At 55.3% G+C, this 23,943-nt stretch carries 19 protein-coding genes and 1 riboswitch; of the genes, 14 read left to right on the top strand and 5 right to left on the bottom strand.

The window, feature by feature from the left end; translation table 11 throughout:
* Window positions 1-87 precede the first annotated feature (87 nt).
* Genes leuA through leuD form a run of 4 tightly spaced genes read left to right on the top strand, consistent with a single transcriptional unit; the run spans window position 88 to window position 4,769 of the window.
* Entirely contained in the window at window positions 88-1,659 is a 1,572-nt protein-coding gene (gene leuA / locus J4617_RS19075) for a 2-isopropylmalate synthase (protein ID WP_000082820.1), read from the top strand.
* Window positions 1,659-2,750 (top strand): 3-isopropylmalate dehydrogenase, encoded by a 1,092-nt coding sequence (gene leuB / locus J4617_RS19070; RefSeq protein ID WP_017465622.1) that lies wholly within the window; start codon window positions 1,659-1,661, stop codon window positions 2,748-2,750. Before leuA ends, leuB begins: the two co-directional genes overlap by 1 nt.
* A gap of 2 nt (window positions 2,751-2,752) precedes the next feature.
* Window positions 2,753-4,153 carry a 3-isopropylmalate dehydratase large subunit gene (gene leuC, locus J4617_RS19065; RefSeq protein WP_001140632.1) on the top strand — a complete coding sequence of 467 codons (1,401 nt, stop codon included), beginning with the start codon at window positions 2,753-2,755 and terminating at the stop codon, window positions 4,151-4,153.
* Window positions 4,154-4,163: 10 nt separating this feature from the next.
* Window positions 4,164-4,769: a 3-isopropylmalate dehydratase small subunit gene (gene leuD, locus J4617_RS19060; RefSeq protein ID WP_017465621.1), complete on the top strand. Its 606-nt coding sequence runs from the start codon at window positions 4,164-4,166 to the stop codon at window positions 4,767-4,769.
* Window positions 4,770-4,822: 53 nt separating this feature from the next.
* Here leuD and J4617_RS19055 read toward each other — a convergent pair whose 3' ends face one another.
* Window positions 4,823-5,104 (bottom strand): DUF5339 family protein, encoded by a 282-nt coding sequence (locus tag J4617_RS19055; protein WP_000755258.1) that lies wholly within the window; start codon window positions 5,102-5,104, stop codon window positions 4,823-4,825.
* A gap of 319 nt (window positions 5,105-5,423) precedes the next feature.
* On the bottom strand, window positions 5,424-5,546 hold the full coding sequence (sgrT, locus tag J4617_RS19050; protein ID WP_001248755.1) for a glucose uptake inhibitor SgrT: 123 nt from the start codon (window positions 5,544-5,546) through the stop codon (window positions 5,424-5,426).
* A gap of 92 nt (window positions 5,547-5,638) precedes the next feature.
* On the opposite strand from sgrT, the gene sgrR reads away from it, so the two are divergent.
* The 4 genes from sgrR to thiQ all read left to right on the top strand — a co-directional run bounded on the left by sgrR (window position 5,639) and on the right by thiQ (window position 10,735).
* Complete coding sequence (sgrR, locus tag J4617_RS19045; RefSeq protein ID WP_001139028.1) at window positions 5,639-7,297, top strand: HTH-type transcriptional regulator SgrR; 1,659 nt, start codon at window positions 5,639-5,641, stop codon at window positions 7,295-7,297.
* A gap of 46 nt (window positions 7,298-7,343) precedes the next feature.
* A riboswitch (TPP riboswitch) is annotated at window positions 7,344-7,443 on the top strand.
* A 31-nt stretch (window positions 7,444-7,474) separates the two neighbouring features.
* Window positions 7,475-8,458, top strand: a complete 984-nt coding sequence (gene thiB / locus J4617_RS19040; protein WP_000915326.1) for a thiamine ABC transporter substrate binding subunit — start codon at window positions 7,475-7,477, stop codon at window positions 8,456-8,458.
* Window positions 8,434-10,044, top strand: a complete 1,611-nt coding sequence (thiP, locus tag J4617_RS19035) for a thiamine/thiamine pyrophosphate ABC transporter permease ThiP (protein WP_017465619.1) — start codon at window positions 8,434-8,436, stop codon at window positions 10,042-10,044. Before thiB ends, thiP begins: the two co-directional genes overlap by 25 nt.
* Window positions 10,028-10,735: a thiamine ABC transporter ATP-binding protein ThiQ gene (gene thiQ / locus J4617_RS19030; protein ID WP_017465618.1), complete on the top strand. Its 708-nt coding sequence runs from the start codon at window positions 10,028-10,030 to the stop codon at window positions 10,733-10,735. Before thiP ends, thiQ begins: the two co-directional genes overlap by 17 nt.
* A 38-nt stretch (window positions 10,736-10,773) precedes the next feature.
* On the opposite strand, the gene J4617_RS19025 is transcribed toward thiQ, so the two are convergent.
* Together J4617_RS19025 and araC are read right to left on the bottom strand one after the other, a co-directional pair.
* Window positions 10,774-11,541 (bottom strand): DedA family protein, encoded by a 768-nt coding sequence (locus tag J4617_RS19025; RefSeq protein ID WP_001148369.1) that lies wholly within the window; start codon window positions 11,539-11,541, stop codon window positions 10,774-10,776.
* A gap of 118 nt (window positions 11,542-11,659) precedes the next feature.
* Window positions 11,660-12,505 carry an arabinose operon transcriptional regulator AraC gene (gene araC, locus J4617_RS19020; RefSeq protein WP_000852387.1) on the bottom strand — a complete coding sequence of 282 codons (846 nt, stop codon included), beginning with the start codon at window positions 12,503-12,505 and terminating at the stop codon, window positions 11,660-11,662.
* Window positions 12,506-12,845: 340 nt separating this feature from the next.
* On the opposite strand from araC, the gene araB reads away from it, so the two are divergent.
* The 3 genes from araB (at window position 12,846) to araD (ending at window position 16,904) form a co-directional block, all read left to right on the top strand.
* Window positions 12,846-14,555 carry a ribulokinase gene (gene araB, locus J4617_RS19015; RefSeq protein ID WP_017465617.1) on the top strand — a complete coding sequence of 570 codons (1,710 nt, stop codon included), beginning with the start codon at window positions 12,846-12,848 and terminating at the stop codon, window positions 14,553-14,555.
* 10 nt (window positions 14,556-14,565) lie between these two features.
* On the top strand, window positions 14,566-16,068 hold the full coding sequence (gene araA / locus J4617_RS19010) for an L-arabinose isomerase (protein WP_000151696.1): 1,503 nt from the start codon (window positions 14,566-14,568) through the stop codon (window positions 16,066-16,068).
* A 140-nt stretch (window positions 16,069-16,208) separates the two neighbouring features.
* On the top strand, window positions 16,209-16,904 hold the full coding sequence (gene araD, locus J4617_RS19005) for an L-ribulose-5-phosphate 4-epimerase (RefSeq protein ID WP_000888682.1): 696 nt from the start codon (window positions 16,209-16,211) through the stop codon (window positions 16,902-16,904).
* Window positions 16,905-16,909: 5 nt separating this feature from the next.
* On the opposite strand, the gene J4617_RS19000 is transcribed toward araD, so the two are convergent.
* Complete coding sequence (locus J4617_RS19000) at window positions 16,910-17,329, bottom strand: DUF4751 family protein (RefSeq protein ID WP_001103147.1); 420 nt, start codon at window positions 17,327-17,329, stop codon at window positions 16,910-16,912.
* Between the two features lie 517 nt (window positions 17,330-17,846).
* Between J4617_RS19000 and J4617_RS18990 the strand changes: the two genes are divergently transcribed.
* From J4617_RS18990 to rapA, 3 genes are all read left to right on the top strand, one after another.
* Window positions 17,847-18,467 (top strand): YdcF family protein, encoded by a 621-nt coding sequence (locus tag J4617_RS18990; RefSeq protein ID WP_017465616.1) that lies wholly within the window; start codon window positions 17,847-17,849, stop codon window positions 18,465-18,467.
* Window positions 18,468-18,510: 43 nt separating this feature from the next.
* Window positions 18,511-20,862, top strand: a complete 2,352-nt coding sequence (polB, locus tag J4617_RS18985; RefSeq protein ID WP_017465615.1) for a DNA polymerase II — start codon at window positions 18,511-18,513, stop codon at window positions 20,860-20,862.
* A 173-nt stretch (window positions 20,863-21,035) separates the two neighbouring features.
* The gene (gene rapA, locus J4617_RS18980) at window positions 21,036-23,942 is read left to right on the top strand and encodes an RNA polymerase-associated protein RapA (protein ID WP_001116970.1); all 2,907 of its coding nucleotides are present in this window, start codon (window positions 21,036-21,038) and stop codon (window positions 23,940-23,942) included.
* Window position 23,943 lies beyond the last annotated feature (1 nt).

Here is a 23,943-nt window from a genome sequence, read left to right as displayed (position 1 = left end):
GTCAGCTCGAAGTCAAATAAAACCCGCGCCGTTGCGCGGGTTTTTTTATGCCTGACGCAAGGCGCCCCTGGAGACAAGGACCACATCATGAGCCAGCAAGTCATTATTTTTGATACGACCTTACGCGACGGCGAACAAGCGTTACAGGCCAGCCTGAGCGCGAAAGAGAAGCTGCAGATTGCCCTGGCCCTTGAGCGCATGGGTGTTGATGTCATGGAAGTAGGCTTCCCGGTCTCTTCTCCGGGTGATTTTGAATCTGTCCAAACCATCGCCCGCACCATCAAAAACAGCCGCGTTTGCGCCCTGGCGCGTTGTGTAGAAAAAGACATCGACGTCGCGGCACAGGCGCTGAAGGTCGCCGACGCGTTTCGCATCCATACTTTTATCGCCACCTCGCCAATGCACATCGCCACCAAGCTGCGCAGCACGCTGGATGAGGTCATCGAACGCGCGGTATACATGGTTAAGCGGGCGCGTAATTACACTGATGACGTGGAGTTCTCCTGCGAAGATGCTGGCCGGACGCCTGTTGACGATCTGGCGCGCGTGGTGGAAGCCGCTATAAACGCCGGCGCGAGAACCATTAATATTCCCGATACCGTGGGCTATACCATGCCGTTTGAGTTCGCGGGAATCATTTCCGGCCTGTATGAACGTGTCCCCAATATCGACAAAGCCATCATCTCCGTTCATACCCACGACGATTTAGGGATAGCGGTAGGCAACTCGCTGGCGGCAGTACATGCGGGCGCTCGTCAGGTTGAAGGCGCGATGAACGGTATCGGAGAACGTGCCGGTAACTGCGCACTGGAAGAAGTGATCATGGCGATTAAAGTGCGCAAAGACATCATGAACGTACACACCAACATCAATCACCACGAAATCTGGCGCACCAGCCAGACCGTCAGCCAGATCTGTAACATGCCGATCCCGGCCAACAAAGCGATTGTCGGCAGCGGCGCTTTCGCCCACTCTTCCGGCATCCACCAGGATGGCGTCCTCAAGAACCGCGAAAACTATGAAATCATGACGCCAGAGTCCATCGGTCTGAACCAGATACAGCTGAACCTGACCTCCCGCTCTGGCCGTGCCGCCGTGAAACATCGCATGGAAGAGATGGGTTACAAGGACACAGACTACAACATGGACCACCTGTACGACGCGTTCCTGAAGCTGGCGGACAAAAAAGGCCAGGTGTTCGACTATGACCTGGAAGCGCTGGCGTTTATTAATAAACAGCAAGAAGAACCAGAGCATTTCCGTCTGGATTACTTCAGCGTGCAGTCCGGCTCCAGCGATATCGCCACCGCTTCCGTGAAGCTGGCCTGTGGTGAAGAGATCAAGGCCGAGGCGGCGAACGGCAACGGCCCGGTCGACGCCATCTATCAGGCGATTAACCGCCTCACCGGTTACGACGTTGAGTTGGTTAAATACGACCTGAACGCCAAAGGCCAGGGCAAAGACGCGCTGGGTCAGGTCGATATCGTCGTAAACCATCATGGTCGCCGCTTCCACGGCGTCGGGCTGGCGACGGATATCGTCGAATCCTCCGCCAAAGCGATGGTGCACGTACTGAACAATATCTGGCGCGCCGCCGAAGTTGAAAAAGAATTGCAACGCAAAGCTCAAAATAAAGAGAACAACAAGGAAACCGTGTAATGTCGAAGAACTATCATATTGCCGTACTGCCGGGCGACGGTATCGGCCCGGAAGTCATGGCGCAAGCCCTGAAAGTTATGGATGCGGTACGCAGCCGTTTTGATATGCGTATCACCACCAGCCGCTATGACGTCGGCGGTATTGCTATCGACAATCATGGTCATCCACTGCCGAAAGCCACCGTTGAAGGGTGTGAGCAGGCGGATGCCATTCTGTTTGGCTCCGTCGGCGGCCCGAAATGGGAAAATTTGCCCCCGGAAAGCCAGCCGGAGCGCGGCGCCCTGCTGCCGCTGCGCAAACATTTCAAATTATTCAGTAACCTGCGTCCGGCGAAACTGTATCAGGGACTGGAAGCATTTTGCCCGTTGCGCGCCGATATCGCCGCTAACGGTTTCGATATCCTGTGCGTGCGCGAGCTGACCGGCGGGATCTATTTCGGACAGCCAAAAGGCCGTGAAGGCAGCGGTCAGTACGAAAAAGCCTTTGATACCGAAGTTTATCACCGCTTTGAGATCGAGCGCATTGCCCGTATCGCCTTTGAATCGGCGCGTAAACGCCGCCGTAAAGTCACCTCTATTGATAAAGCCAACGTACTGCAAAGCTCTATCCTGTGGCGTGAGATCGTCAATGATGTCGCGAAAACGTATCCCGATGTGGAACTCGCGCACATGTATATCGATAACGCCACCATGCAGTTGATTAAAGACCCGTCGCAGTTTGACGTACTGCTGTGCTCTAACCTGTTCGGCGACATTCTGTCCGACGAATGCGCCATGATCACCGGCTCAATGGGGATGTTGCCCTCCGCCAGCCTGAACGAGCAAGGATTTGGCCTGTATGAACCGGCTGGCGGCTCCGCGCCGGATATCGCCGGGAAACATATCGCCAACCCAATTGCGCAGATCCTGTCGCTGGCGCTGCTGCTGCGCTACAGCCTGGATGCCAACGATGCGGCAACGGCCATTGAACAGGCGATCAATCGCGCATTAGAAGAGGGCGTTCGCACCGGCGATTTAGCCAGGGGCGCTGCCGCAGTCAGTACCGATGAGATGGGCGATATTATCGCCCGCTATGTCGCAGAAGGGGTGTAATCATGGCCAAAACGTTATACGAAAAATTATTTGATGCCCACGTGGTCTTTGAGGCGCCAAACGAAACGCCGCTGCTGTACATCGACCGCCACCTGGTGCATGAAGTCACCTCGCCTCAGGCGTTTGACGGTCTGCGCGCGCACCATCGTCCGGTACGTCAGCCAGGGAAAACCTTCGCCACGATGGATCACAACGTCTCGACGCAGACTAAAGACATTAATGCCTCCGGTGAAATGGCGCGTATCCAGATGCAGGAGCTGATTAAGAACTGTAACGAGTTCGGCGTCGAGCTGTATGACCTGAATCACCCATATCAGGGCATCGTCCATGTGATGGGGCCGGAACAGGGCGTCACCCTGCCGGGCATGACCATCGTCTGCGGCGACTCCCACACCGCCACCCACGGCGCGTTTGGTGCGCTGGCCTTCGGCATCGGCACTTCTGAGGTAGAACATGTACTGGCGACGCAAACCCTGAAACAGGGGCGCGCTAAAACCATGAAGATTGAAGTCACGGGCAACGCCGCGCCGGGCATTACCGCCAAAGACATCGTGCTGGCGATCATCGGTAAAACCGGTAGCGCCGGCGGCACCGGACACGTGGTTGAATTTTGCGGCGACGCGATCCGCGCGCTGAGTATGGAAGGCCGCATGACGCTGTGCAATATGGCGATTGAGATGGGCGCCAAAGCCGGTCTGGTCGCCCCGGATGAAACCACTTTCAACTACGTAAAAGGGCGTTTGCACGCGCCGAAGGGCCGCGATTTTGACGAAGCCGTCGAGTACTGGAAAACGCTGAAAACCGATGACGGCGCGACTTTTGATACTGTCGTCACCCTGCGAGCAGAAGAGATCGCGCCGCAGGTGACCTGGGGCACGAATCCGGGCCAGGTGATTTCCGTCACCGACATCATCCCCGATCCCGCCTCCTTTAGCGATCCGGTTGAACGCGCCAGCGCCGAAAAAGCGCTGGCTTATATGGGCTTACAGCCGGGCGTACCGTTAACGGACGTTGCTATCGATAAAGTCTTTATCGGCTCTTGTACCAATTCGCGCATTGAAGATTTGCGCGCGGCGGCAGAAGTCGCCAAAGGGCGCAAAGTGGCGCCGGGCGTGCAGGCTCTGGTGGTGCCGGGTTCAGGTCCGGTGAAAGCGCAGGCGGAAGCGGAAGGTCTGGACAAGATCTTTATCGAAGCAGGATTTGAATGGCGCTTACCGGGCTGTTCCATGTGCCTGGCCATGAATAATGACCGCCTGAACCCGGGCGAGCGCTGCGCATCCACCAGCAACCGTAACTTTGAAGGTCGTCAGGGCCGCGGGGGTCGCACGCATTTAGTCAGCCCGGCGATGGCCGCCGCTGCCGCCGTTACCGGCCACTTCGCCGATATTCGCAGCATCAAATAAGGAAACTACCATGGCAGATAAATTTACCCAGCATACCGGCCTGGTTGTCCCACTGGATGCCGCCAACGTCGATACCGATGCAATTATCCCTAAACAGTTTTTGCAGAAGGTTACGCGCACCGGTTTTGGCGCCCATCTGTTTAACGACTGGCGCTTCCTGGACGAAAAGGGCCAACAGCCAAATCCGGAATTCGTGTTGAACTTTCCGGAATATCAAGGCGCGTCGATATTGCTGGCGCGGGAAAACTTTGGCTGCGGCTCGTCACGCGAGCACGCGCCGTGGGCGCTGACCGACTACGGCTTTAAAGTGGTGATCGCGCCAAGCTTCGCCGACATCTTCTACGGCAACAGTTTCAATAACCAACTGCTGCCGGTAACCCTGAGCGACGCACAGGTCGATGAGCTGTTTGCTCTGGTGAAAGCCAATCCGGGGATTCATTTTGAAGTGGATCTGGAAGCACAGGTGGTGAAAGCAGGCGATAAAACCTATAGCTTTAAAATCGACGACTTCCGCCGCCACTGCATGTTGAACGGTCTGGACAGCATTGGGCTGACGCTGCAGCACGAAGACGCGATTGCCGAGTACGAAGACAAGCAGCCTGAGTTTATGCGTTGATACCAAAACGACCAGCAATAAGCGATACTCATCGCTTATTGCTGGTATCTATCTTATTTTAATCCCAGAGCCTGTTTAATCTGAACCATTGACGCCAGAGCCTGCTTACACGCAGCATCCTGGTCAGATGCAGCTACAGTTTCCAACTGTTTTTTTGACGCTTCGAGTTGAGGCTTCATCGCGTCAAATTGCTGTTTTGCCTGTTCACTCGTTGCTGCAGCCTGCTCAACCAGGGCATCAATATCATTAAAATATTGCTGACAACTTTCAGCCATTGCCGCGAAAGAGGAGTTGGACATAGCAAAAAGCGCTGCAAGCAAAAAAACCTTTTTCATTATCATTCCTTTGTACTAAACACGTTAAAGCACCATGCGATAACGCGTATAAGATTAGCGATGATAAAAATAAAAAAAAGTCTGTTTCAGTACCATGCAAAATGGCGCTTGTCACGCAACATTACACGTCTTTTACTCGCCCGCTCACCACCTGCGTGACCACAGAAACCGCCGCATAAATCCCGTTGAGACGCCGTCCCATCGTCGTCATCCAGAAACAGCCGAAATAAAAAAAGCCAGCAGATATTATCTGCTGGCGGGTGATTTTAGGCTATCGCCTACACCAATACTCAGTCACACATGATGTCTGCAATTGGCTTCAATCGGTCGCCTCCCACTGCATCAGTTCCGCGAGCATTTTTAAGCGCTGCGGCGCGCTCAGGCAAGCCAGCCAGGACGTTTTTTCCGTCGCGGCAAAATATCTCAACCAGAACTGGCGCATAGTGACCTCTTCCTCTTGCTTCATCGAAAGATATTATTGGCCTAATATAGGGATAATAAAATTGCTGAGTTTTTCATCGGAGTTCCCCTTTTATGCCCTCAGGTCGCCTGCAACAACAATTTATCCGTCTCTGGCAATGTTGTGACGGTAAAACGCAAGACACCACGCTTAATGAGCTGGCGGATCTGCTGAACTGTTCGCGTCGCCATATGCGTACGCTGCTAAATACGATGCAGGCGCGCGGTTGGCTAACATGGGAAGCCGAGGTCGGACGCGGAAAGCGTTCGCGTCTGACGTTCCTGTATACCGGACTGGCGCTGCAACAGCAGCGGGCGGAAGACCTGCTGGAACAAGATCGAATCGATCAACTGGTACAACTGGTCGGCGATAAAAGCGCTGTCAGGCAAATGCTGATTTCCCATCTGGGACGCAGCTTCCGCCAGGGGCGGCATATTCTGCGGGTTCTTTACTATCGTCCGATGCACAATCTCCTGCCGGGAACCGCATTACGTCGCTCGGAAACTCATATTGCCCGGCAAATTTTCAGTTCGCTCACGCGGGTAAATGAGGAAAACGGGGAACTGGAAGCGGACATTGCGCACCACTGGCAGCAAATTTCCCCTTTACTGTGGCGCTTCTACCTGCGCCCCGGCATTCATTTTCATCATGGCCGCGAGCTGGAGATGGAAGATGTCATCGCCTCGCTGACGCGTATCAATACGCTTCCGCTTTACTCGCACATCACAAAGATAGACTCCCCTACCGCGTGGACGCTGGATATTCATCTTTCCCAGCCGGATCGCTGGTTGCCGTGGCTGCTGGGCCAGGTCCCGGCGATGATTTTGCCGCGGGAGTGGGAAACGCTGGCTAATTTCGCCAGCCACCCTATCGGCACCGGGCCTTATGCCGTGCGGCGTAATACGCCGAACCAGCTCAAGATACTCGCCTTTGATGACTACTTCGGCTATCGGGCGTTGATAGACGAAGTGAACGTCTGGGTACTGCCGGATATCAGTGAAGAACCGGCCTGCGGCTTGATGCTGGAAGGGCCAATACAAGGCGGTGAAAAAGCGATAGAAAGCCGACTGGAAGAGGGGTGCTATTACCTGCTATTCGACGCCAGAACGCCGCGCGGCGCGCATCCGCAGGTCAGAGAATGGGTAAGCCACGTCCTCTCCCCCACCAATTTACTCTATCATGCCGATGAACCGCTACAGCAGCTCTGGTTCCCGGCCTATGGGCTTTTACCGCGCTGGCATCACGCCCGTCCAGGCCCGGGCGAAAAACCCGCCGGGCTGGAAACCCTCACGCTGACCTTCTATCGCGAACACATTGAGCACCGGGTTATCGCCCGTATCATGAGCGCGCTTCTGGCTGAGCATCAGGTACATCTGCATATTCAGGAGATCGACTACGATCAATGGCACGCCGGCGAGATCGAAAGCGATATCTGGCTCAATAGCGCTAACTTTACGCTGCCGCTGGATTTCTCGCTGTTCGCGCACCTGTGCGAAGTACCGCTCTTGCAGAACTGCATTCCGCGCGACTGGCAGGACGACGCCGCGCAGTGGCGCGCTGGCGAGATGAACCTGGCGAACTGGTGCCAGCAACTGCTGGCCAACAAAGCGATTGTGCCGCTGATCCACCACTGGCTGATTATCCAGGGACAGCGCAGTATGCGCGGGCTGCGCATGAATACCCTCGGCTGGTTTGATTTTAAATCGGCGTGGTTTGCGCCGCCAGATCCTTAACGCCAGCTCTTGATTGCTGCCCGGCAACAAAATCACTACACTAACGCCGAACTCAACGGGGTGCCGCGCTCATGCGCGCGCTGAGAAAATACCCGTCGAACCTGATCCGGATAATGCCGGCGAAGGGATTTGAGGTTACCTCTCAAGTCCTTTGCCACTCTTTCACTGAGGTGCAAAGTGTTAAAAAAATATCTTCCGCTTTTACTCCTGTGCGCGGCGCCTGCTTTCGCCAAACCCGTTCTCACCGTCTATACCTACGACTCGTTCGCCGCCGACTGGGGGCCAGGCCCGGCGGTGAAAAAAGCGTTTGAAGCCGATTGCAACTGTGAGCTGAAACTGGTGGCGCTGGAGGATGGCGTTTCGCTGCTCAACCGCCTGCGGATGGAGGGGAAGAACAGCAAAGCCGATGTGGTGTTGGGGCTGGACAATAATCTGCTGGAGGCGGCCACGCAAACTAAACTTTTTGCCAAAAGCGGCGTGGCGAATGAGGCGGTCAAGGTGCCCGGCGGCTGGAAAAACGACACATTTGTGCCGTTCGATTACGGCTATTTCGCCTTTGTCTACGATAAAAGCAAGCTGAAAAATCCGCCGAAAAGCCTGAAAGAACTGGTCGAGAGCGATCAAAAATGGCGGGTGATTTATCAGGACCCGCGTACCAGTACGCCAGGGCTGGGGCTGTTACTGTGGATGCGCAAAGTCTATGGCGATAACGCGCCGCAGGCCTGGCAAAAACTGGCGGCCAAAACGGTGACGGTGACGAAAGGCTGGAGCGAGGCCTACGGTTTATTTCTGAAAGGTGAAAGCGATTTGGTGCTCAGTTACACCACCTCTCCGGCGTATCACATTATTGAAGAGAAGAAGGACAATTACGCCGCCGCGAACTTCAGCGAAGGCCATTACTTACAGGTAGAAGTCGCGGCGCGTACCGTCGCCAGTAAGCAGCCGGAACTGGCGGAGAAATTCCTCAAATTTATGGTTTCTCCGGCGTTTCAGAACGCCATACCCACCGGCAACTGGATGTACCCGGTAGCGGACGTCGCCTTACCCGCAGGGTTTGAATCATTGGCCAAACCCGCCACAACGCTGGAATTCACGCCGCAACAAGTGGCAGCACAACGCCAGGCATGGATTAGCGAATGGCAACGCGCCGTCAGCCGTTAATTCCCGGCTGGCTGATTCCGGGGCTGTGCGCCGCCGCGCTGATGATAACCGTCTCGCTGGCGGCCTTTCTGGCGCTTTGGCTGAACGCGCCGCCGGGCGCGTGGTCGACAATCTGGCGGGATAGCTATCTGTGGCATGTGGTGCGCTTCTCATTCTGGCAGGCGTTTCTGTCCGCAGTGCTGTCTGTGGTCCCGGCGGTTTTTCTCGCCCGCGCGCTTTATCGACGCCGTTTTCCTGGACGTCTGGCGCTGCTGCGTCTGTGCGCCATGACGCTGATTCTGCCGGTACTGGTTGCCGTGTTCGGCATTCTTAGCGTGTATGGCCGTCAGGGCTGGCTGGCCTCGCTGTGGCAGATGCTGGGGCTTCAGTGGACATTCTCCCCCTACGGCTTGCAGGGCATTTTACTGGCGCACGTCTTTTTTAACCTGCCAATGGCGAGCCGTTTGTTGCTGCAATCGTTGGAAAGCATTCCCGGCGAGCAGCGCCAGCTCGCCGCCCAGCTCGGTATGCGCGGCTGGCATTTTTTCCGTTTTGTCGAATGGCCGTGGCTGCGCCGCCAAATTCCGCCCGTCGCGGCGCTGATTTTTATGCTCTGCTTCGCCAGTTTCGCAACGGTTCTGTCGCTCGGCGGCGGCCCGCAGGCCACCACTATCGAGCTGGCTATCTTTCAGGCGCTCAGTTATGACTACGATCCCGCCCGCGCGGCGATGCTGGCATTAATCCAGATGGTCTGCTGCCTGGCGCTGGTACTGCTAAGTCAACGGTTGAGTAAAGCGATTGCGCCGGGGATGACGCTGACGCAGGGCTGGTGCGATCCTGACGATCGTCTCCACAGCCGTCTGACGGACGCCTTATTAATCGTGCTGGCGCTGCTGCTGCTGCTTCCGCCGCTGGTCGCCGTGGTGGTCAATGGCGTCAACCGCAGCCTGCCGGAGGTGCTGGCGCAACCCATTCTGTGGCAGGCTGTCTGGACATCGCTACGCATTGCGCTGGCGGCGGGCGTTCTGTGTGTGGTGCTGACCATGATGCTACTGTGGAGTAGCCGCGAGCTACGCCAACGCCAGCAAGTCTTCGCCGGACAAACGCTGGAACTCAGCGGGATGTTGATCCTCGCGATGCCGGGGATCGTGCTGGCGACAGGCTTCTTTTTACTGCTCAATAACAGCGTTGGCTTACCGGAATCCGCCGACGGCATCGTGATTTTCACCAATGCGCTGATGGCAATCCCCTACGCGCTAAAAGTCCTGGAAAACCCAATGCGCGATATTACCGCCCGTTATGGAATGCTGTGCCAGTCATTAGGAATTGAAGGCTGGTCGCGGTTAAAGGTCGTGGAACTGCGGGCGCTGAAACGTCCGCTGGCGCAGGCGCTGGCGTTTGCCTGCGTACTTTCTATCGGTGATTTTGGCGTCGTCGCGCTTTTCGGCAATGACAATTTCCGCACGCTGCCGTTTTATCTGTATCAGCAGATCGGCTCCTACCGCAGCCAGGACGGCGCGGTGACCGCGCTGATACTATTGCTGCTCTGCTTTACGTTATTTACCCTCATAGAGAAACTACCGGGCCGACATGCTAAAACTGATTGATATCACCTGGCTTTACCATCATTTGCCGATGCGTTTTACGCTGGAGGTAGAACGCGGCGAGCAGGTGGCGATTCTTGGCCCCAGCGGCGCGGGGAAAAGCACGTTGTTGAATTTAATTGCCGGTTTTCTTGCGCCTGCCAGCGGTACGTTACTGATTGCCGGTGAAGATCATACGCTTACGCCGCCCTCACGCCGTCCGGTCTCAATGCTGTTTCAGGAGAATAATTTATTCAGCCACCTGAATGTGCAGCAAAATATCGGTCTGGGGCTAAACCCCGGGTTAACGCTCAACGCCAGCCAGCGGGAAAAACGGGACGCTATCGCACGTCAGATGGGCATTGAGAGTCTGATGACGCGTTTACCGGGCGAACTGTCCGGCGGCCAGCGTCAGCGGGTAGCGCTGGCGCGCTGCCTGGTACGTGAACAGCCGGTACTGCTGCTGGATGAACCGTTCTCCGCGCTCGATCCCGCGCTGCGCCAGGAGATGCTGACGTTGGTCAGCGATATCTGCCGCGAGCGACAGCTCACGCTGTTGATGGTCTCGCACAGCGTGGAAGATGCGGCGCGAATTGCGCCCCGGTCAATCGTCGTCGCCGACGGACGCATTGCGTGGCAAGGCAAAACAGACGAGCTACTAAGCGGTCAAGCCAGTGCCTCAGCGCTATTGGGCATCAAATCCCATATTTTGTAGGCCGGATAAGGCGAAGCCGCCATCCGGCAAAGGAATCGTTAGTAACCCACAACTTTGCGCAGAATATCGATATATACCGGCATCAGCGGGTGGCGAACCAGCACCACCAGCGCGACCACGCCGATCCCGAGCGTCAACGGCGCCAGATACAGCAAACGGCTGCGGGGAAAATACGCGGTTAAACGATCGACTGCCGCTTTGCCGCTGCGCCACAGCCGCCAGCATAGCCAGCCTCCGACCCACAGCAGCAACGCCGTCGCCAGCAGCAGCCATTTGAAATCTCCGCTCTGCATATCGGAAGGAATATCGATTGCCGCTCCCGCCAGAATGCCCGGCAGGAAATAAAACGGCGGCCACAGCAAACAGCCAATCAAGTTCGGCCCAATAAATTTCGCCACGGGAAGATCCAGCATCCCTGCCACCATCGGCACCAGCGGCCTCGTCGGACCGACAAAACGTCCGACCAGGATCGTGAACATACTGTGCTGATGCAGCGCGTGTTCGGTTTTATCCAGCAGCGACTTGTTCTTTTTCATAAAAGACCAGCGGTGTAGCGGCTTTTTAAAGCGCCACCCCAGCCAGAACGAAATCCAGTCGCCCATCAGACAGCCGATAATACCCACCAGCCAGGCATGCCAAAAATTGAGCTCGCCGCTGCCGATAAGCGCGCCCAGCCCCGCCATCAGTACCGTGCCGGGTAAAATCAACCCCACCAGCGCCAGCGATTCCAGGAAGGCGACCAGCAACACGGCGATAAGCGAATACAGAGTGGATTGGGTGATAAAGTGTTCCAGCAGTGCTTGCATAGTGTGTCCGTCAGCGTGATGAAGCAGGGATTCTGCTTACCCCGTCCCCCTTCGTCAAGCCGTCAATTATCCGAATAGTTACGGCTTATGACATCTTTGTGGACACATCATTCACTTTTTATTCACATCCGGCCCTGAACTCGCTAGGACTTGCCCCGGTGCATTTTTTAAATACCCGAGAAAAATAGAGCTGATCGTCAAATCCAACATTGCGCCCAACGGTCGCTATCGGCATTCGCGTGGTGCTAAGCAGGAGTTTCGCCTGGCTGATACGCTGATCTTCGCGCCAACTCAATACGCTAATGCCTAACTGCTGGCGGAACAGATGCGATAACCGGGAGGGCGACAGGCAGACATGCTGGGCGACGCTGGCGATATCAAAATGGCTGTCCGCCAGATGGTCGCTGATATACTGGCAGGCATCACGCACACGGCTATCCATCGGCGGATGCAACGACTCATTAATTACCGCCATACGTCTGAGCAACAACTGCTCCAGCAGATTGATCGCCAGTAGCTCAGAATAGCGACCTTCCCCTTGCCCAGCGCTGATGATCTGCCCGAACAGTTCGCTGAAATGCGGCTGGCGCGCCTCGTCCGGGCGGAAAAATCCTGTCTGGGCAAAGATTGTCGGCCAGGTCAGCCACTCCTGCCAGTAGGCGCGAGGCCGGAAATAAACCCACTGGTGATACCACTCGCTGGCGTCCGGATGCCGTCCATAGTGATGAATCTCGCCCGGCGGAAACAATAATATATCGCCAGGCCGACAGACAAACTGCTCGCCATTATTATTAATGACGCCCTCTCCGCGGATGGTCAGGTTAAGAATATATCCCTTCATGCCCAACGGACGATCGATAAAAAAATCCAGATATCCATTCGCTTCAATTGGCGTCAGTCCGGCGACCAGATGGGCATTAAATGAATATCCCGGCAATAGCGGATCATTTTGCGTTTCAGCCATGATTTCTCTACCCCCCGATGTTCAGAGAAGAAACAAATTGTCCATATTGACCAGAACGACAGTGCTTACGTCTCCGCAAGACCTTGCGCTTGATGAAAGCACGTATCAACCCCGCTTGTGAAAAGCGCTTTGTAACAAAAGCGTACAGTTCAGGCGATAAAATTAAGTAACAGAAGTGTCTATAACTATGGCTGGAATGTCCACATTGAATATTTGCACAGCGTCACACTTTGCAAAGCATTAGCATTTTTGTCCATAAGATTAGCGGATCCTGCCTGACGGTTTTTGCCGCGACTCTCTACTGTTTCTCCATACCTGTTTTTCTGGATGGAGTAAGACGATGGCAATTGCAATTGGCCTCGATTTTGGCAGTGATTCAGTGCGCGCTCTGGCAGTGGACTGCGCCACCGGCGACGAGATCGCCACCAGCGTAGAGTGGTATCCGCGCTGGCAAGAAGGCCGTTATTGCGACGGCCCGAACAACCAGTTCCGTCATCATCCGCGCGACTACATGGAGTCAATGGAGGCCGCGCTGAAAGCCGTTCTGGCACAATTAAGCGCCGCGCAACGCGCAAATGTCGTTGGCATTGGCGTTGACAGCACCGGCTCTACGCCAGCGCCGATTGACGCCGACGGTAACGTCCTGGCGCTGCGTCCGGAGTTCGCCGAGAACCCGAATGCGATGTTTGTGCTGTGGAAAGATCACACCGCCGTGGAAGAGGCCGACGAAATCACTCGTCTGTGCCATAAGCCAGGCAAGGTCGACTACTCCCGCTATATTGGCGGCATTTACTCCAGCGAATGGTTCTGGGCGAAGATTCTGCACGTCACCCGCCAGGATAGCGCCGTCGCGCAGGCCGCCGTCTCGTGGATTGAACTGTGTGACTGGGTGCCGGCGCTGCTTTCCGGCACCACTCGCCCGCAAGATATCCGCCGTGGCCGCTGCAGCGCCGGGCACAAAACACTGTGGCATGAAAGCTGGGGCGGTCTGCCGCCCGCGAGCTTCTTTGATGAACTCGATCCGTGCATTAACCGTCATCTGCGCTACCCGTTATTTAGCGAAACCTTCACCGCCGATCTGCCCGTGGGCACCCTGTGCGCCGAATGGGCGCAGCGCCTCGACTTGCCGGAAAGCGTAGTGATTTCCGGCGGCGCGTTCGACTGCCACATGGGCGCGGTCGGCGCGGGCGCACAGTCCAATACGCTGGTAAAAGTCATCGGCACGTCTACCTGCGACATTCTGATTGCGGATAAACAGAGCGTCGGGGATCGCGCCGTGAAAGGCATTTGCGGTCAGGTTGACGGCAGCGTGGTGCCGAACTTTATCGGTCTGGAAGCGGGGCAATCTGCTTTCGGCGATATCTACGCCTGGTTTAGCCGCGTGTTGAGCTGGCCGCTGGAGCAACTTGCCGCGCAGCACCCGGAACTGAAAACCCAGATTAACGCCAGCCAGAAGCAGCTACTGCCAGCGCTCACCGACGCCTGGGCGAAAAATCCGTCCCTGGATCACCTGCCGGTGGTGCTCGACTGGTTTAACGGTCGCCGCACGCCAAACGCTAATCAGCGTCTGAAAGGCGTCATTACCGATCTCAATCTCGCCACCGACGCGCCAGCGCTGTTTGGCGGTCTGGTCGCCTCGACCGCCTTCGGCGCGCGCGCCATTCAGGAGTGTTTTACCGAGCAGGGTATCGCGGTCAATAACGTGATGGCGCTTGGCGGCATCGCCCGTAAAAATCAGGTCATTATGCAGGTCTGCTGCGACGTACTGAATCGTCCGTTGCAGATCGTCGCTTCCGACCAGTGTTGCGCATTAGGCGCCGCTATCTTTGCCGCCGTCGCTGCGAAAGTCCATGCCGATATTCCTGCCGCCCAGCAAAGCATGGCAAGCGCGGTAGAACGCACTCTGCGTCCCCGCCCTGAACAGGCGCAACGCCTCGAACAGCTTTACCACCGCTACCAGCAGTGGGCGCTAAGCGCAGAACAACATTATCTTCCGACTGCCGCGCCGGCGCCAACGACCCCGGCCAATCAGGCAATCCTGACTCATTAAGGACACGACAATGACGATTTTTGATAATTATGAAGTATGGTTTGTGATTGGCAGCCAGCATTTGTATGGCGCAGAAACCCTGCGTCAGGTCACTCAACATGCCGAGCATGTGGTCAACGCGCTGAATACCGAAGCCAAACTGCCATGTAAACTGGTATTAAAACCGCTGGGCACCTCGCCGGATGAGATTACCGCTATTTGTCGTGACGCCAATTATGACGATCGCTGCGCAGGGCTGGTGGTCTGGCTGCACACCTTCTCCCCGGCCAAAATGTGGATCAACGGGCTGAGTATCCTTAACAAACCACTACTGCAATTCCATACCCAATTTAACGCCGCCCTGCCGTGGGACAGCATCGATATGGACTTTATGAACCTGAACCAGACTGCGCACGGCGGTCGTGAGTTCGGTTTTATCGGCGCGCGGATGCGTCAGCAGCACGCGGTCGTCACTGGCCACTGGCAGGATAAAGAGGCCCATACGCGTATCGGCGCCTGGATGCGCCAGGCGGTCTCTAAACAGGATACCCGCCAGCTAAAAGTCTGCCGCTTCGGCGACAATATGCGTGAAGTCGCAGTGACTGACGGTGATAAAGTGGCCGCGCAAATCAAATTTGGCTTTTCGGTCAATACCTGGGCGGTCGGCGATCTGGTGCAGGTGGTGAATTCTATCGGCGACGGCGATATCAACGCTCTGATTGACGAGTATGAAAGCAGCTATACCCTGACGCCCGCCACCCGGATCCACGGTGATAAACGCCAGAACGTGCGGGAAGCGGCGCGCATTGAACTCGGTATGAAGCGTTTCCTGGAACAGGGCGGATTCCACGCCTTTACGACGACATTTGAAGATTTGCACGGCCTGAAACAACTTCCGGGTCTGGCCGTACAGCGTCTGATGCAACAGGGCTACGGCTTTGCGGGCGAAGGCGACTGGAAAACCGCCGCTCTGCTTCGCATTATGAAAGTGATGTCAACCGGTCTGCAGGGCGGCACCTCATTTATGGAGGATTACACCTACCACTTCGAGAAAGGCAACGATCTGGTGCTCGGCTCGCACATGCTGGAGGTGTGTCCGTCCATCGCGGTGGAAGAGAAACCGATCCTCGACGTCCAGCACCTCGGGATTGGCGGCAAGGAAGATCCGGCGCGTTTGATTTTCAATACCCAAACCGGCCCGGCGATCGTCGCCAGCCTGATCGACCTCGGCGATCGTTACCGCCTGCTGGTCAACTGCATTGACACCGTAAAAACGCCGCACTCCCTGCCGAAACTGCCGGTGGCTAACGCGCTGTGGAAGGCGCAGCCGGATCTGCCGACCGCCTCCGAAGCGTGGATTCTGGCTGGCGGCGCGCACCATACCGTCTTCAGCCACGCGCTGGATCTGAACGATATGCGCCAGTTTGCAGAAATACACGATATCGAAATCGCGGTAATTGATAATGATACCCGTCTGCCGGCCTTTAAGGACGCGCTGCGCTGGAACGAGGTGTATTACGGGTTCAAACGTTAATTGGTGAAACGGATTGCCCGGTGGCACTGCGTTTACCGGGCCTACGGTTCTGTAGGCCGAATAAGGCATTAGTGTCGCCATCCGGCACACCGTCGCTCGTAAGCCGGATAAGCGAAGCGCCATCCGGCAGGGAGAAAACAATGTTAGAAGATCTCAAACGCCAGGTACTGGAAGCCAATCTGGCGCTGCCAAAACACAACCTGGTCACCCTTACCTGGGGTAACGTCAGCGCCGTCGATCGCGAACGCGGCGTACTGGTGATTAAGCCGTCCGGCGTCGATTATAGCGTCATGACCGCTGACGATATGGTGGTGGTCAGCCTGGAGAGCGGTGAAGTCGTTGAAGGTCATAAGAAACCGTCGTCCGATACGCCAACCCACCGTCTGTTGTACCAGGCATTTCCGACTATCGGCGGCATCGTACACACCCATTCGCGCCACGCGACTATCTGGGCGCAGGCGGGTCAGCCGATTCCGGCGACGGGCACCACCCACGCCGACTATTTCTACGGTACGATTCCCTGCACTCGCAAAATGACCGAGGCGGAAATTAATGGCGAGTATGAATGGGAAACGGGCAATGTCATTGTTGAAGCCTTTGAAAAACAAGGCATTGACGCCGCTCAAATGCCCGGCGTGCTTGTCCATTCGCACGGCCCGTTTGCCTGGGGTAAAAATGCCGAGGATGCCGTGCATAACGCCATCGTGCTGGAAGAAGTGGCCTATATGGGGATCTTCTGCCGCCAGCTTGCGCCGCAGTTGCCCGACATGCAGCAATCCCTGCTGGATAAACACTATCTACGCAAACACGGCGCAAAAGCCTATTACGGGCAGTAATGCCTCTAAAAACGCGTCCCATGGGGGGCGCGTTGATGAATCTGGTCGGTGATATATTCAGCAAATGCGCTTTGATAGACGTAATGATCAGAACTCACATATTCAATAATATTGTCATAATGTCCCTGCCACGCTTTTCCTTCCAGCGCATGGAAGAAAATATAATCTTCGATTGTTGACTGCCAGCGTTGCCCATTTAACAGATAGTTAATAATGGTATCCCGATGTCCGTTTTTTCTGTCGTGTCCTTGCCAGTGAAAAAAAGCATTGCCGTTTTCAATAATCTCGGTACGCCAAATCTGTTCTGTCCATGTTTTATACTCAAAAAATCGACTCACGGTTTTTATGGAAGGGTTAGCGCGTTGAGTATTGACGAAAAGATAACGGTCGTTCCCTACCAGACGCGCCTGCATACTCACATTCATAAAAGATCATTCCCGAATACCACAAATTTTGATAAAAACACCCGCACCCGAAAGTCAAAATAAAATTATATTCTAAAATAAAAATTAAATTATGCAGAGAGTTCCCGACGAATTCGCACTGTAATCCATTTTTATTTAACCATAGCGGCCAATTGAAATATTATATTTCTACCTGACGGTGCGGATGTTCCAAATGAAATTGTTACACTTTTCATTAAGTAAAACAAACAAAAAATATCGCTTTTTTGTTAATCCGAGAAATAAGTAACAGATTCGAACAAGCGCCTTTCTGAAAAATACTTAATGTATGAAAACAGACTTGACACAAAACAGCTAATACATGGGTAAAAATTGTAAATAAACATGATTCAAAATTAGCAGTTATAGGATAATTATATCTGCTGTATATACCGGCATCATTATATTGATAAATATACGTCAGCAAAAATATCTGACGCTAAAAGCCATTTTATCGTTAAAATATCCATTACACCCGTCACGGGGAACGAACTCATTCATGAAATATCGCTACATCCTCAGAATCGCGGCAGGCATAATTCTCATTATGGCTACGGTGTTTATCCATAATGCCATCGCTATTTATCAGTTCAGTCAGCAAAACCAGACGCGCGTAGCTGACTGCGCGATTGTCGCAGGAGCAGGCGTTAGCGGAAAAACGCCTTCTCCCGTTTTTCAGGCCAGACTGGATCATGCCATCTGGCTTTACCAACAACACATTGTCCGCGCGTTGGTATTAACCGGCGGCTACGGCGCTGGCGCAACGGTTTCCGACGCGGCGATAGCCCGTCAATACGTTCTGGAAAAAGGGATTCCGGCTAAGGCGATTTTTATTGAAGAGCGCTCTACCGTGACGCGCGAAAATATTCGTTACGCAAAACAGATACTGCGACAACAACAATGGCGCACAGCGTTACTGGTCAGCGATCCGCTGCATATGCTGCGTCTGAAAACTATCGCTCAGGATAATGGTATCGATAGCCGCTCATCACCCACGCGATCCACCCGCTATAAATCCTGGTGGGCGAAAACCCGCTTCTTACTGCGAGAAACTTTTTATTACAGCGGATATCGGCTTTTACGTTATATGCCTGTACAAAATAACAGTATTACCCCCTAAAACAGGTTATAATTAGCGTGAATTTTTTAGACAGGTAATCATCGTGGCGCAGGCAGGTTTCATTTTAACCCGGCACTGGCGGGATACGCCGCAAGGGACGGAGGTCTCTTTCTGGCTGGCGACAGACAACGGCCCTGTGCAGGCAACGCTGGCGCCGCAAGAGTCCGTGGCGTTTATTCCGACCAGCCAGACCTTCCGCGCCGCCTCGCTGCTACAGGCGGAAAAAGACTATCGCCTGACGCCGCTCCAGCTGCGAGACTTTCATCGTCAGCCGGTATCCGGTCTGTATTGCCGCACTCACCGCCAGCTTATGCGGATGGAGAAACTGCTGCGCGAAAGCGGCGTCACCGTTTATGAAGCGGATGTACGCCCGCCGGAACGTTACCTGATGGAGCGTTTTATTACGTCGCCCGTTTGGGTAGACGGCGAGATGCGCAACGGCGTTATCCGCAATGCGCGTCTTAAACCCCACCCCGACTATCGACCGCCGCTAAAATGGGTCTCGCTGGATATCGAAACCACGCGACACGGCGAACTGTATTGCATTGGTCTGGAAGGCTGCGGCCAGCGTACCGTTTATATGCTGGGTCCGGCGAATGGCGATGACCGCCAACTGGACTTCGAGCTTGTGTATGTCGCCAGCCGCCCGCAGCTGCTGGAAAAACTCAACGCCTGGTTTGCCGAACATGATCCTGACGTCATCATCGGCTGGAACGTGGTGCAGTTCGACCTGCGTATGCTGCAAAAGCATGCCGAACGCTACCGTATCCCTTTACGGCTGGGGCGAGACAATAGCGAACTGGAGTGGCGCGAACATGGCTTCAAAAACGGCGTTTTTTTCGCCCAGGCCAGAGGGCGAGTCATTATCGATGGTATCGACGCGCTTAAATCCGCGTTCTGGAATTTTTCGTCTTTTTCGCTGGAAGCCGTCTCGCAGGAACTGCTCGGCGAAGGAAAATCCATTGATAACCCCTGGGATCGTATGGATGAGATCGATCGCCGCTTTGCCCAGGATAAACCCGCCCTCGCCACCTACAACCTGAAAGACTGCGAGCTGGTCACGCGCATTTTCCATAAAACCGAGATCATGCCGTTTTTGCTGGAACGCGCGACGATCAACGGCCTGCCGGTCGATCGCCACGGCGGTTCAGTCGCCGCATTCGGGCATCTTTACTTTCCGCGAATGCACCGCGCCGGCTATGTCGCGCCCAATCTCGGCGAAGTGCCGCCGCTGGCAAGTCCCGGCGGCTACGTAATGGATTCACAACCCGGATTATACGATTCAGTACTGGTGCTGGATTATAAAAGCCTGTACCCGTCGATTATCCGCACGTTTTTGATTGATCCCGTCGGGCTGGTCGAAGGCATGGCGCAGCCGGATCCGGAACACAGTACCGAAGGTTTCCTTGACGCCTGGTTTTCACGAGAAAAGCACTGCCTGCCGGAAATTGTTAGCCAAATCTGGCACGGGCGCGATGAAGCCAAACGTCAGGGTAATAAACCGCTCTCGCAGGCGCTTAAAATCATTATGAACGCCTTTTATGGCGTACTCGGCACCACGGCCTGTCGCTTTTTCGATCCCCGTCTGGCGTCGTCAATCACCATGCGCGGTCATGCGATTATGCGCCAGACCAAAGCGCTGATTGAGGCGCAGGGTTATGACGTGATTTATGGCGATACCGATTCCACTTTCGTCTGGCTCCGGCGTGCGCATTCAGAAGCCGACGCGGCGGAAATCGGGCACAGGCTGGTGCGTCACGTGAACGAATGGTGGGCGCAGACGTTACAACAGCAAAATTTGACCAGCGCGCTGGAGCTGGAGTTTGAAACCCACTTTTGCCGTTTTCTGATGCCGACCATCCGCGGCGCGGATACTGGCAGTAAAAAACGCTACGCGGGCCTGATTCAGGAAGGCGACAGCCAGCGCATGGTATTTAAAGGTCTGGAAACGGTGCGGACCGACTGGACGCCGCTGGCGCAGCGCTTTCAACAGGAGCTGTATCTGCGCGTTTTTCGCAATGAACCTTATCAAGACTACGTGCGCGAGACTATCGATAAACTGATGGCGGGCGAACTGGACGCGCAGTTGGTTTATCGTAAGCGTCTGCGTCGCCCTTTACATGAGTACCAACGTAACGTTCCGCCGCACGTTCGCGCCGCCCGGCTGGCGGATGAACAAAACCTGAAGCAGGGTCGTCCGGCGCAGTATCAGAATCGCGGCGCCATAAAATATGTCTGGACTGTTAACGGCCCCGAGCCCGTGGATTACCAGCAGTCGCCGCTGGATTACGAACACTATCTTACCCGCCAGCTACAACCCGTGGCGGAAGGAATTCTTCCCTTCGTTGAAGATAATTTTGCTACACTACTGACCGGGCAACTGGGGTTATTTTGACGCGTGACGAAAGCGCCGCCTTCCAGTACCATAGCGCCCTTTCCATTCCTGGACCTAATTAACGCCACTACCACATTAGCCTGGTAGCGGGGTCGTATACTCGCAATTATCCAGTGCTGTCGCCTGGGAATGGCGAGTAATGCCTGCAATTAAAGATATAGAGCCGAACACATATGCCTTTTACACTTGGTCAACGCTGGATCAGCGATACAGAAAGCGAGCTGGGACTTGGAACCGTTGTTGCGATGGATGCGCGAACCGTCACCTTACTTTTCCCGTCCACGGGGGAAAACCGCCTGTATGCGCGCAGTGATTCTCCCGTGACCCGCGTCATGTTCAACCCTGGCGATACGATTACAAGCCATGAAGGCTGGCAGCTACATATCGATGAAGTAAAAGAAGAAAATGGCCTGCTTGTTTATGTCGGCACCCGCCTGGATACCGAAGAGACCAATGTGACGTTGCGCGAAGTTCTGCTCGACAGCAAGTTGGTTTTCAGTAAGCCCCAGGATCGTCTGTTCGCCGGTCAAATCGATCGAATGGATCGGTTCGCGCTGCGCTATCGCGCCCGTAAATTTCAGAGCGAGCAGTACCGGATGCCATACAGCGGCCTGCGCGGTCAGCGGACCAATCTGATCCCGCATCAGCTTAATATCGCTCATGATGTGGGGCGTCGCCACGCGCCGCGCGTACTGCTGGCGGATGAAGTGGGCTTAGGTAAGACCATTGAAGCCGGGATGATACTGCATCAACAGTTATTATCCGGCGCGGCGGAACGCGTATTGATCATCGTGCCGGAAACCCTGCAACACCAGTGGCTGGTAGAAATGCTGCGCCGTTTCAACCTGCGCTTCGCGCTGTTCGATGACGAACGCTATACCGAAGCGCAGCACGACGCGTATAACCCGTTTGAAACCGAACAACTGGTGATCTGCTCGCTGGATTTCGCCCGCCGTAATAAGCAGCGTCTGGAACATTTGTGCGACGCCGAGTGGGATCTGCTGGTGGTCGACGAAGCGCATCATCTGGTGTGGAGTACCGATGCGCCGAGCCGTGAATATATGGCCATCGAACAGTTAGCTGAACGCGTACCGGGCGTGCTACTGCTGACCGCCACGCCAGAACAGCTGGGGATGGAAAGCCATTTCGCCCGTCTGCGCCTGCTCGATCCGAACCGTTTCCACGATTTCGAACAGTTTGTCGAAGAACAGAAAAACTACCGTCCTGTCGCCGATGCGGTGGCCATGCTGCTGGCGGGCAATAAACTCAGCAACGACGAACTGAACAGGCTGGGCGATCTGATCGGCGAACAGGATATTGAACCGCTGTTGCAGGCCGCTAATAGCGATCGCGACGACGCGCAGGCCGCCCGTGATGAGCTGGTGTCGATGCTGATGGATCGCCACGGCACCAGCCGCGTTCTGTTCCGCAACACCCGTAACGGCGTCAAGGGGTTCCCGAAACGTGAACTGCATACGGTAAAACTGCCGCTGCCGACCCAGTATCAGACCGCCATTAAGGTCTCCGGCATTATGGGCGCGCGTAAAAGCGCGGAAGATCGCGCCCGCGATATGCTCTATCCGGAACAAATTTATCAGGAGTTCGAAGGCGATACTGGCACCTGGTGGAACTTCGACCCACGCGTTGAGTGGCTAATGGGCTATCTGACCAGCCATCGTTCGCAAAAAGTGCTGGTGATCTGCGCCAAAGCGACCACCGCGTTACAGCTGGAACAGGTGCTGCGCGAACGCGAAGGCATCCGCGCCGCCGTGTTCCATGAGGGCATGTCGATTATCGAACGCGACCGCGCCGCCGCCTGGTTCGCCGAAGAAGATACCGGCGCGCAGGTGCTGTTATGTTCCGAAATCGGCTCCGAAGGACGTAACTTCCAGTTTGCCAGCAATCTGGTGATGTTCGACTTGCCGTTTAACCCGGATCTGCTGGAACAACGTATTGGTCGTCTGGATCGTATCGGCCAGGCGCATGATATCCAGATCCACGTCCCGTACCTGGAAAAAACCGCCCAGTCGGTGCTGGTTCGCTGGTATCACGAAGGGCTGGACGCCTTTGAGCACACCTGCCCAACCGGTCGCGCGATTTATGATTCAGCCTACGCCAGTCTGATTAACTATCTGGCCGCGCCTGAAGAAACCGACGGGTTTGACGATCTGATCAAATCCTGCCGCGAGCAACATGAAGCGCTAAAAGCCCAGTTAGAACAGGGCCGCGACCGCCTGCTGGAGATCCACTCCAACGGTGGTGAAAAAGCCCAACAGCTTGCACAAAGCATTGAAGAACAGGACGACGACACCAACCTTATCGCGTTCGCCATGAACCTGTTCGATATCGTCGGCATTAACCAGGACGATCGCGGCGACAACCTGATCGTGCTGACGCCGTCCGACCACATGTTGGTGCCGGATTTCCCCGGCCTGCCGGAAGACGGCTGTACTATCACGTTCGAACGTGACGTAGCCCTGTCTCGCGAAGATGCGCAGTTTATTACCTGGGAACATCCGCTCATCCGTAACGGACTGGATCTGATCCTCTCCGGCGATACCGGCAGCAGCACCATTTCGCTGTTGAAAAATAAAGCGCTGCCCGTCGGCACGCTGCTGGTCGAACTGGTTTACGTCGTGGAAGCGCAGGCGCCGAAACAGCTACAACTGAACCGCTTCCTGCCGCCGACGCCGGTACGTATGCTGTTAGATAAAAACGGCAACAATCTGGCCGCCCAGGTCGAGTTTGAAACCTTCAACCGTCAGCTCAGCGCCGTGAATCGCCACACCGGCAGCAAACTGGTTAACGCCGTGCAACAGGACGTCTATGCCATTTTGCAACTGGGCGAGACGCAGATTGAACAGTCCGCCAGAGCGCTGATTGATAACGCGCGTCGCGAGGCGGATGAAAAACTGTCCGGGGAACTGTCGCGTCTGGAAGCGCTGCGCGCCGTCAACCCGAACATTCGCGACGACGAACTTGCCGCTATCGACAGCAACCGTCAGCAGGTGCTGGAAAGCCTGAATCAGGCAGGCTGGCGTCTGGACGCGCTGCGTCTTATCGTCGTCACGCACCAATAAC

Source organism: Salmonella sp. 32010601201800023SM, from assembly GCF_017572235.1.
GTDB lineage: Bacteria > Pseudomonadota > Gammaproteobacteria > Enterobacterales > Enterobacteriaceae > Salmonella > Salmonella enterica.
Note: the sequence above shows the minus strand (reverse complement) of the source record. Positions and strands in the feature narration are given on the sequence as shown.

Bases quoted from the DNA above. Each gene is read 5' to 3' on its own strand.
- thiP (WP_017465619.1), top strand. From the start codon at position 8,434: ATGGCAACGCGCCGTCAGCCGTTAATTCCCGGCTGGCTGATTCCGGGG.
- J4617_RS19025 (WP_001148369.1), bottom strand. From the start codon at position 11,541: ATGCAAGCACTGCTGGAACACTTTATCACCCAATCCACTCTGTATTCG.
- leuB (WP_017465622.1), top strand. From the start codon at position 1,659: ATGTCGAAGAACTATCATATTGCCGTACTGCCGGGCGACGGTATCGGC.
- araB (WP_017465617.1), top strand. From the start codon at position 12,846: ATGGCAATTGCAATTGGCCTCGATTTTGGCAGTGATTCAGTGCGCGCT.
- J4617_RS18990 (WP_017465616.1), top strand. From the start codon at position 17,847: ATGAAATATCGCTACATCCTCAGAATCGCGGCAGGCATAATTCTCATT.
- leuA (WP_000082820.1), top strand. From the start codon at position 88: ATGAGCCAGCAAGTCATTATTTTTGATACGACCTTACGCGACGGCGAA.
- leuD (WP_017465621.1), top strand. From the start codon at position 4,164: ATGGCAGATAAATTTACCCAGCATACCGGCCTGGTTGTCCCACTGGAT.
- leuC (WP_001140632.1), top strand. From the start codon at position 2,753: ATGGCCAAAACGTTATACGAAAAATTATTTGATGCCCACGTGGTCTTT.
- araA (WP_000151696.1), top strand. From the start codon at position 14,566: ATGACGATTTTTGATAATTATGAAGTATGGTTTGTGATTGGCAGCCAG.
- thiQ (WP_017465618.1), top strand. From the start codon at position 10,028: ATGCTAAAACTGATTGATATCACCTGGCTTTACCATCATTTGCCGATG.
- sgrR (WP_001139028.1), top strand. From the start codon at position 5,639: ATGCCCTCAGGTCGCCTGCAACAACAATTTATCCGTCTCTGGCAATGT.
- J4617_RS19055 (WP_000755258.1), bottom strand. From the start codon at position 5,104: ATGAAAAAGGTTTTTTTGCTTGCAGCGCTTTTTGCTATGTCCAACTCC.
- araD (WP_000888682.1), top strand. From the start codon at position 16,209: ATGTTAGAAGATCTCAAACGCCAGGTACTGGAAGCCAATCTGGCGCTG.
- rapA (WP_001116970.1), top strand. From the start codon at position 21,036: ATGCCTTTTACACTTGGTCAACGCTGGATCAGCGATACAGAAAGCGAG.
- sgrT (WP_001248755.1), bottom strand. From the start codon at position 5,546: ATGCGCCAGTTCTGGTTGAGATATTTTGCCGCGACGGAAAAAACGTCC.
- araC (WP_000852387.1), bottom strand. From the start codon at position 12,505: ATGGCTGAAACGCAAAATGATCCGCTATTGCCGGGATATTCATTTAAT.
- J4617_RS19000 (WP_001103147.1), bottom strand. From the start codon at position 17,329: ATGAATGTGAGTATGCAGGCGCGTCTGGTAGGGAACGACCGTTATCTT.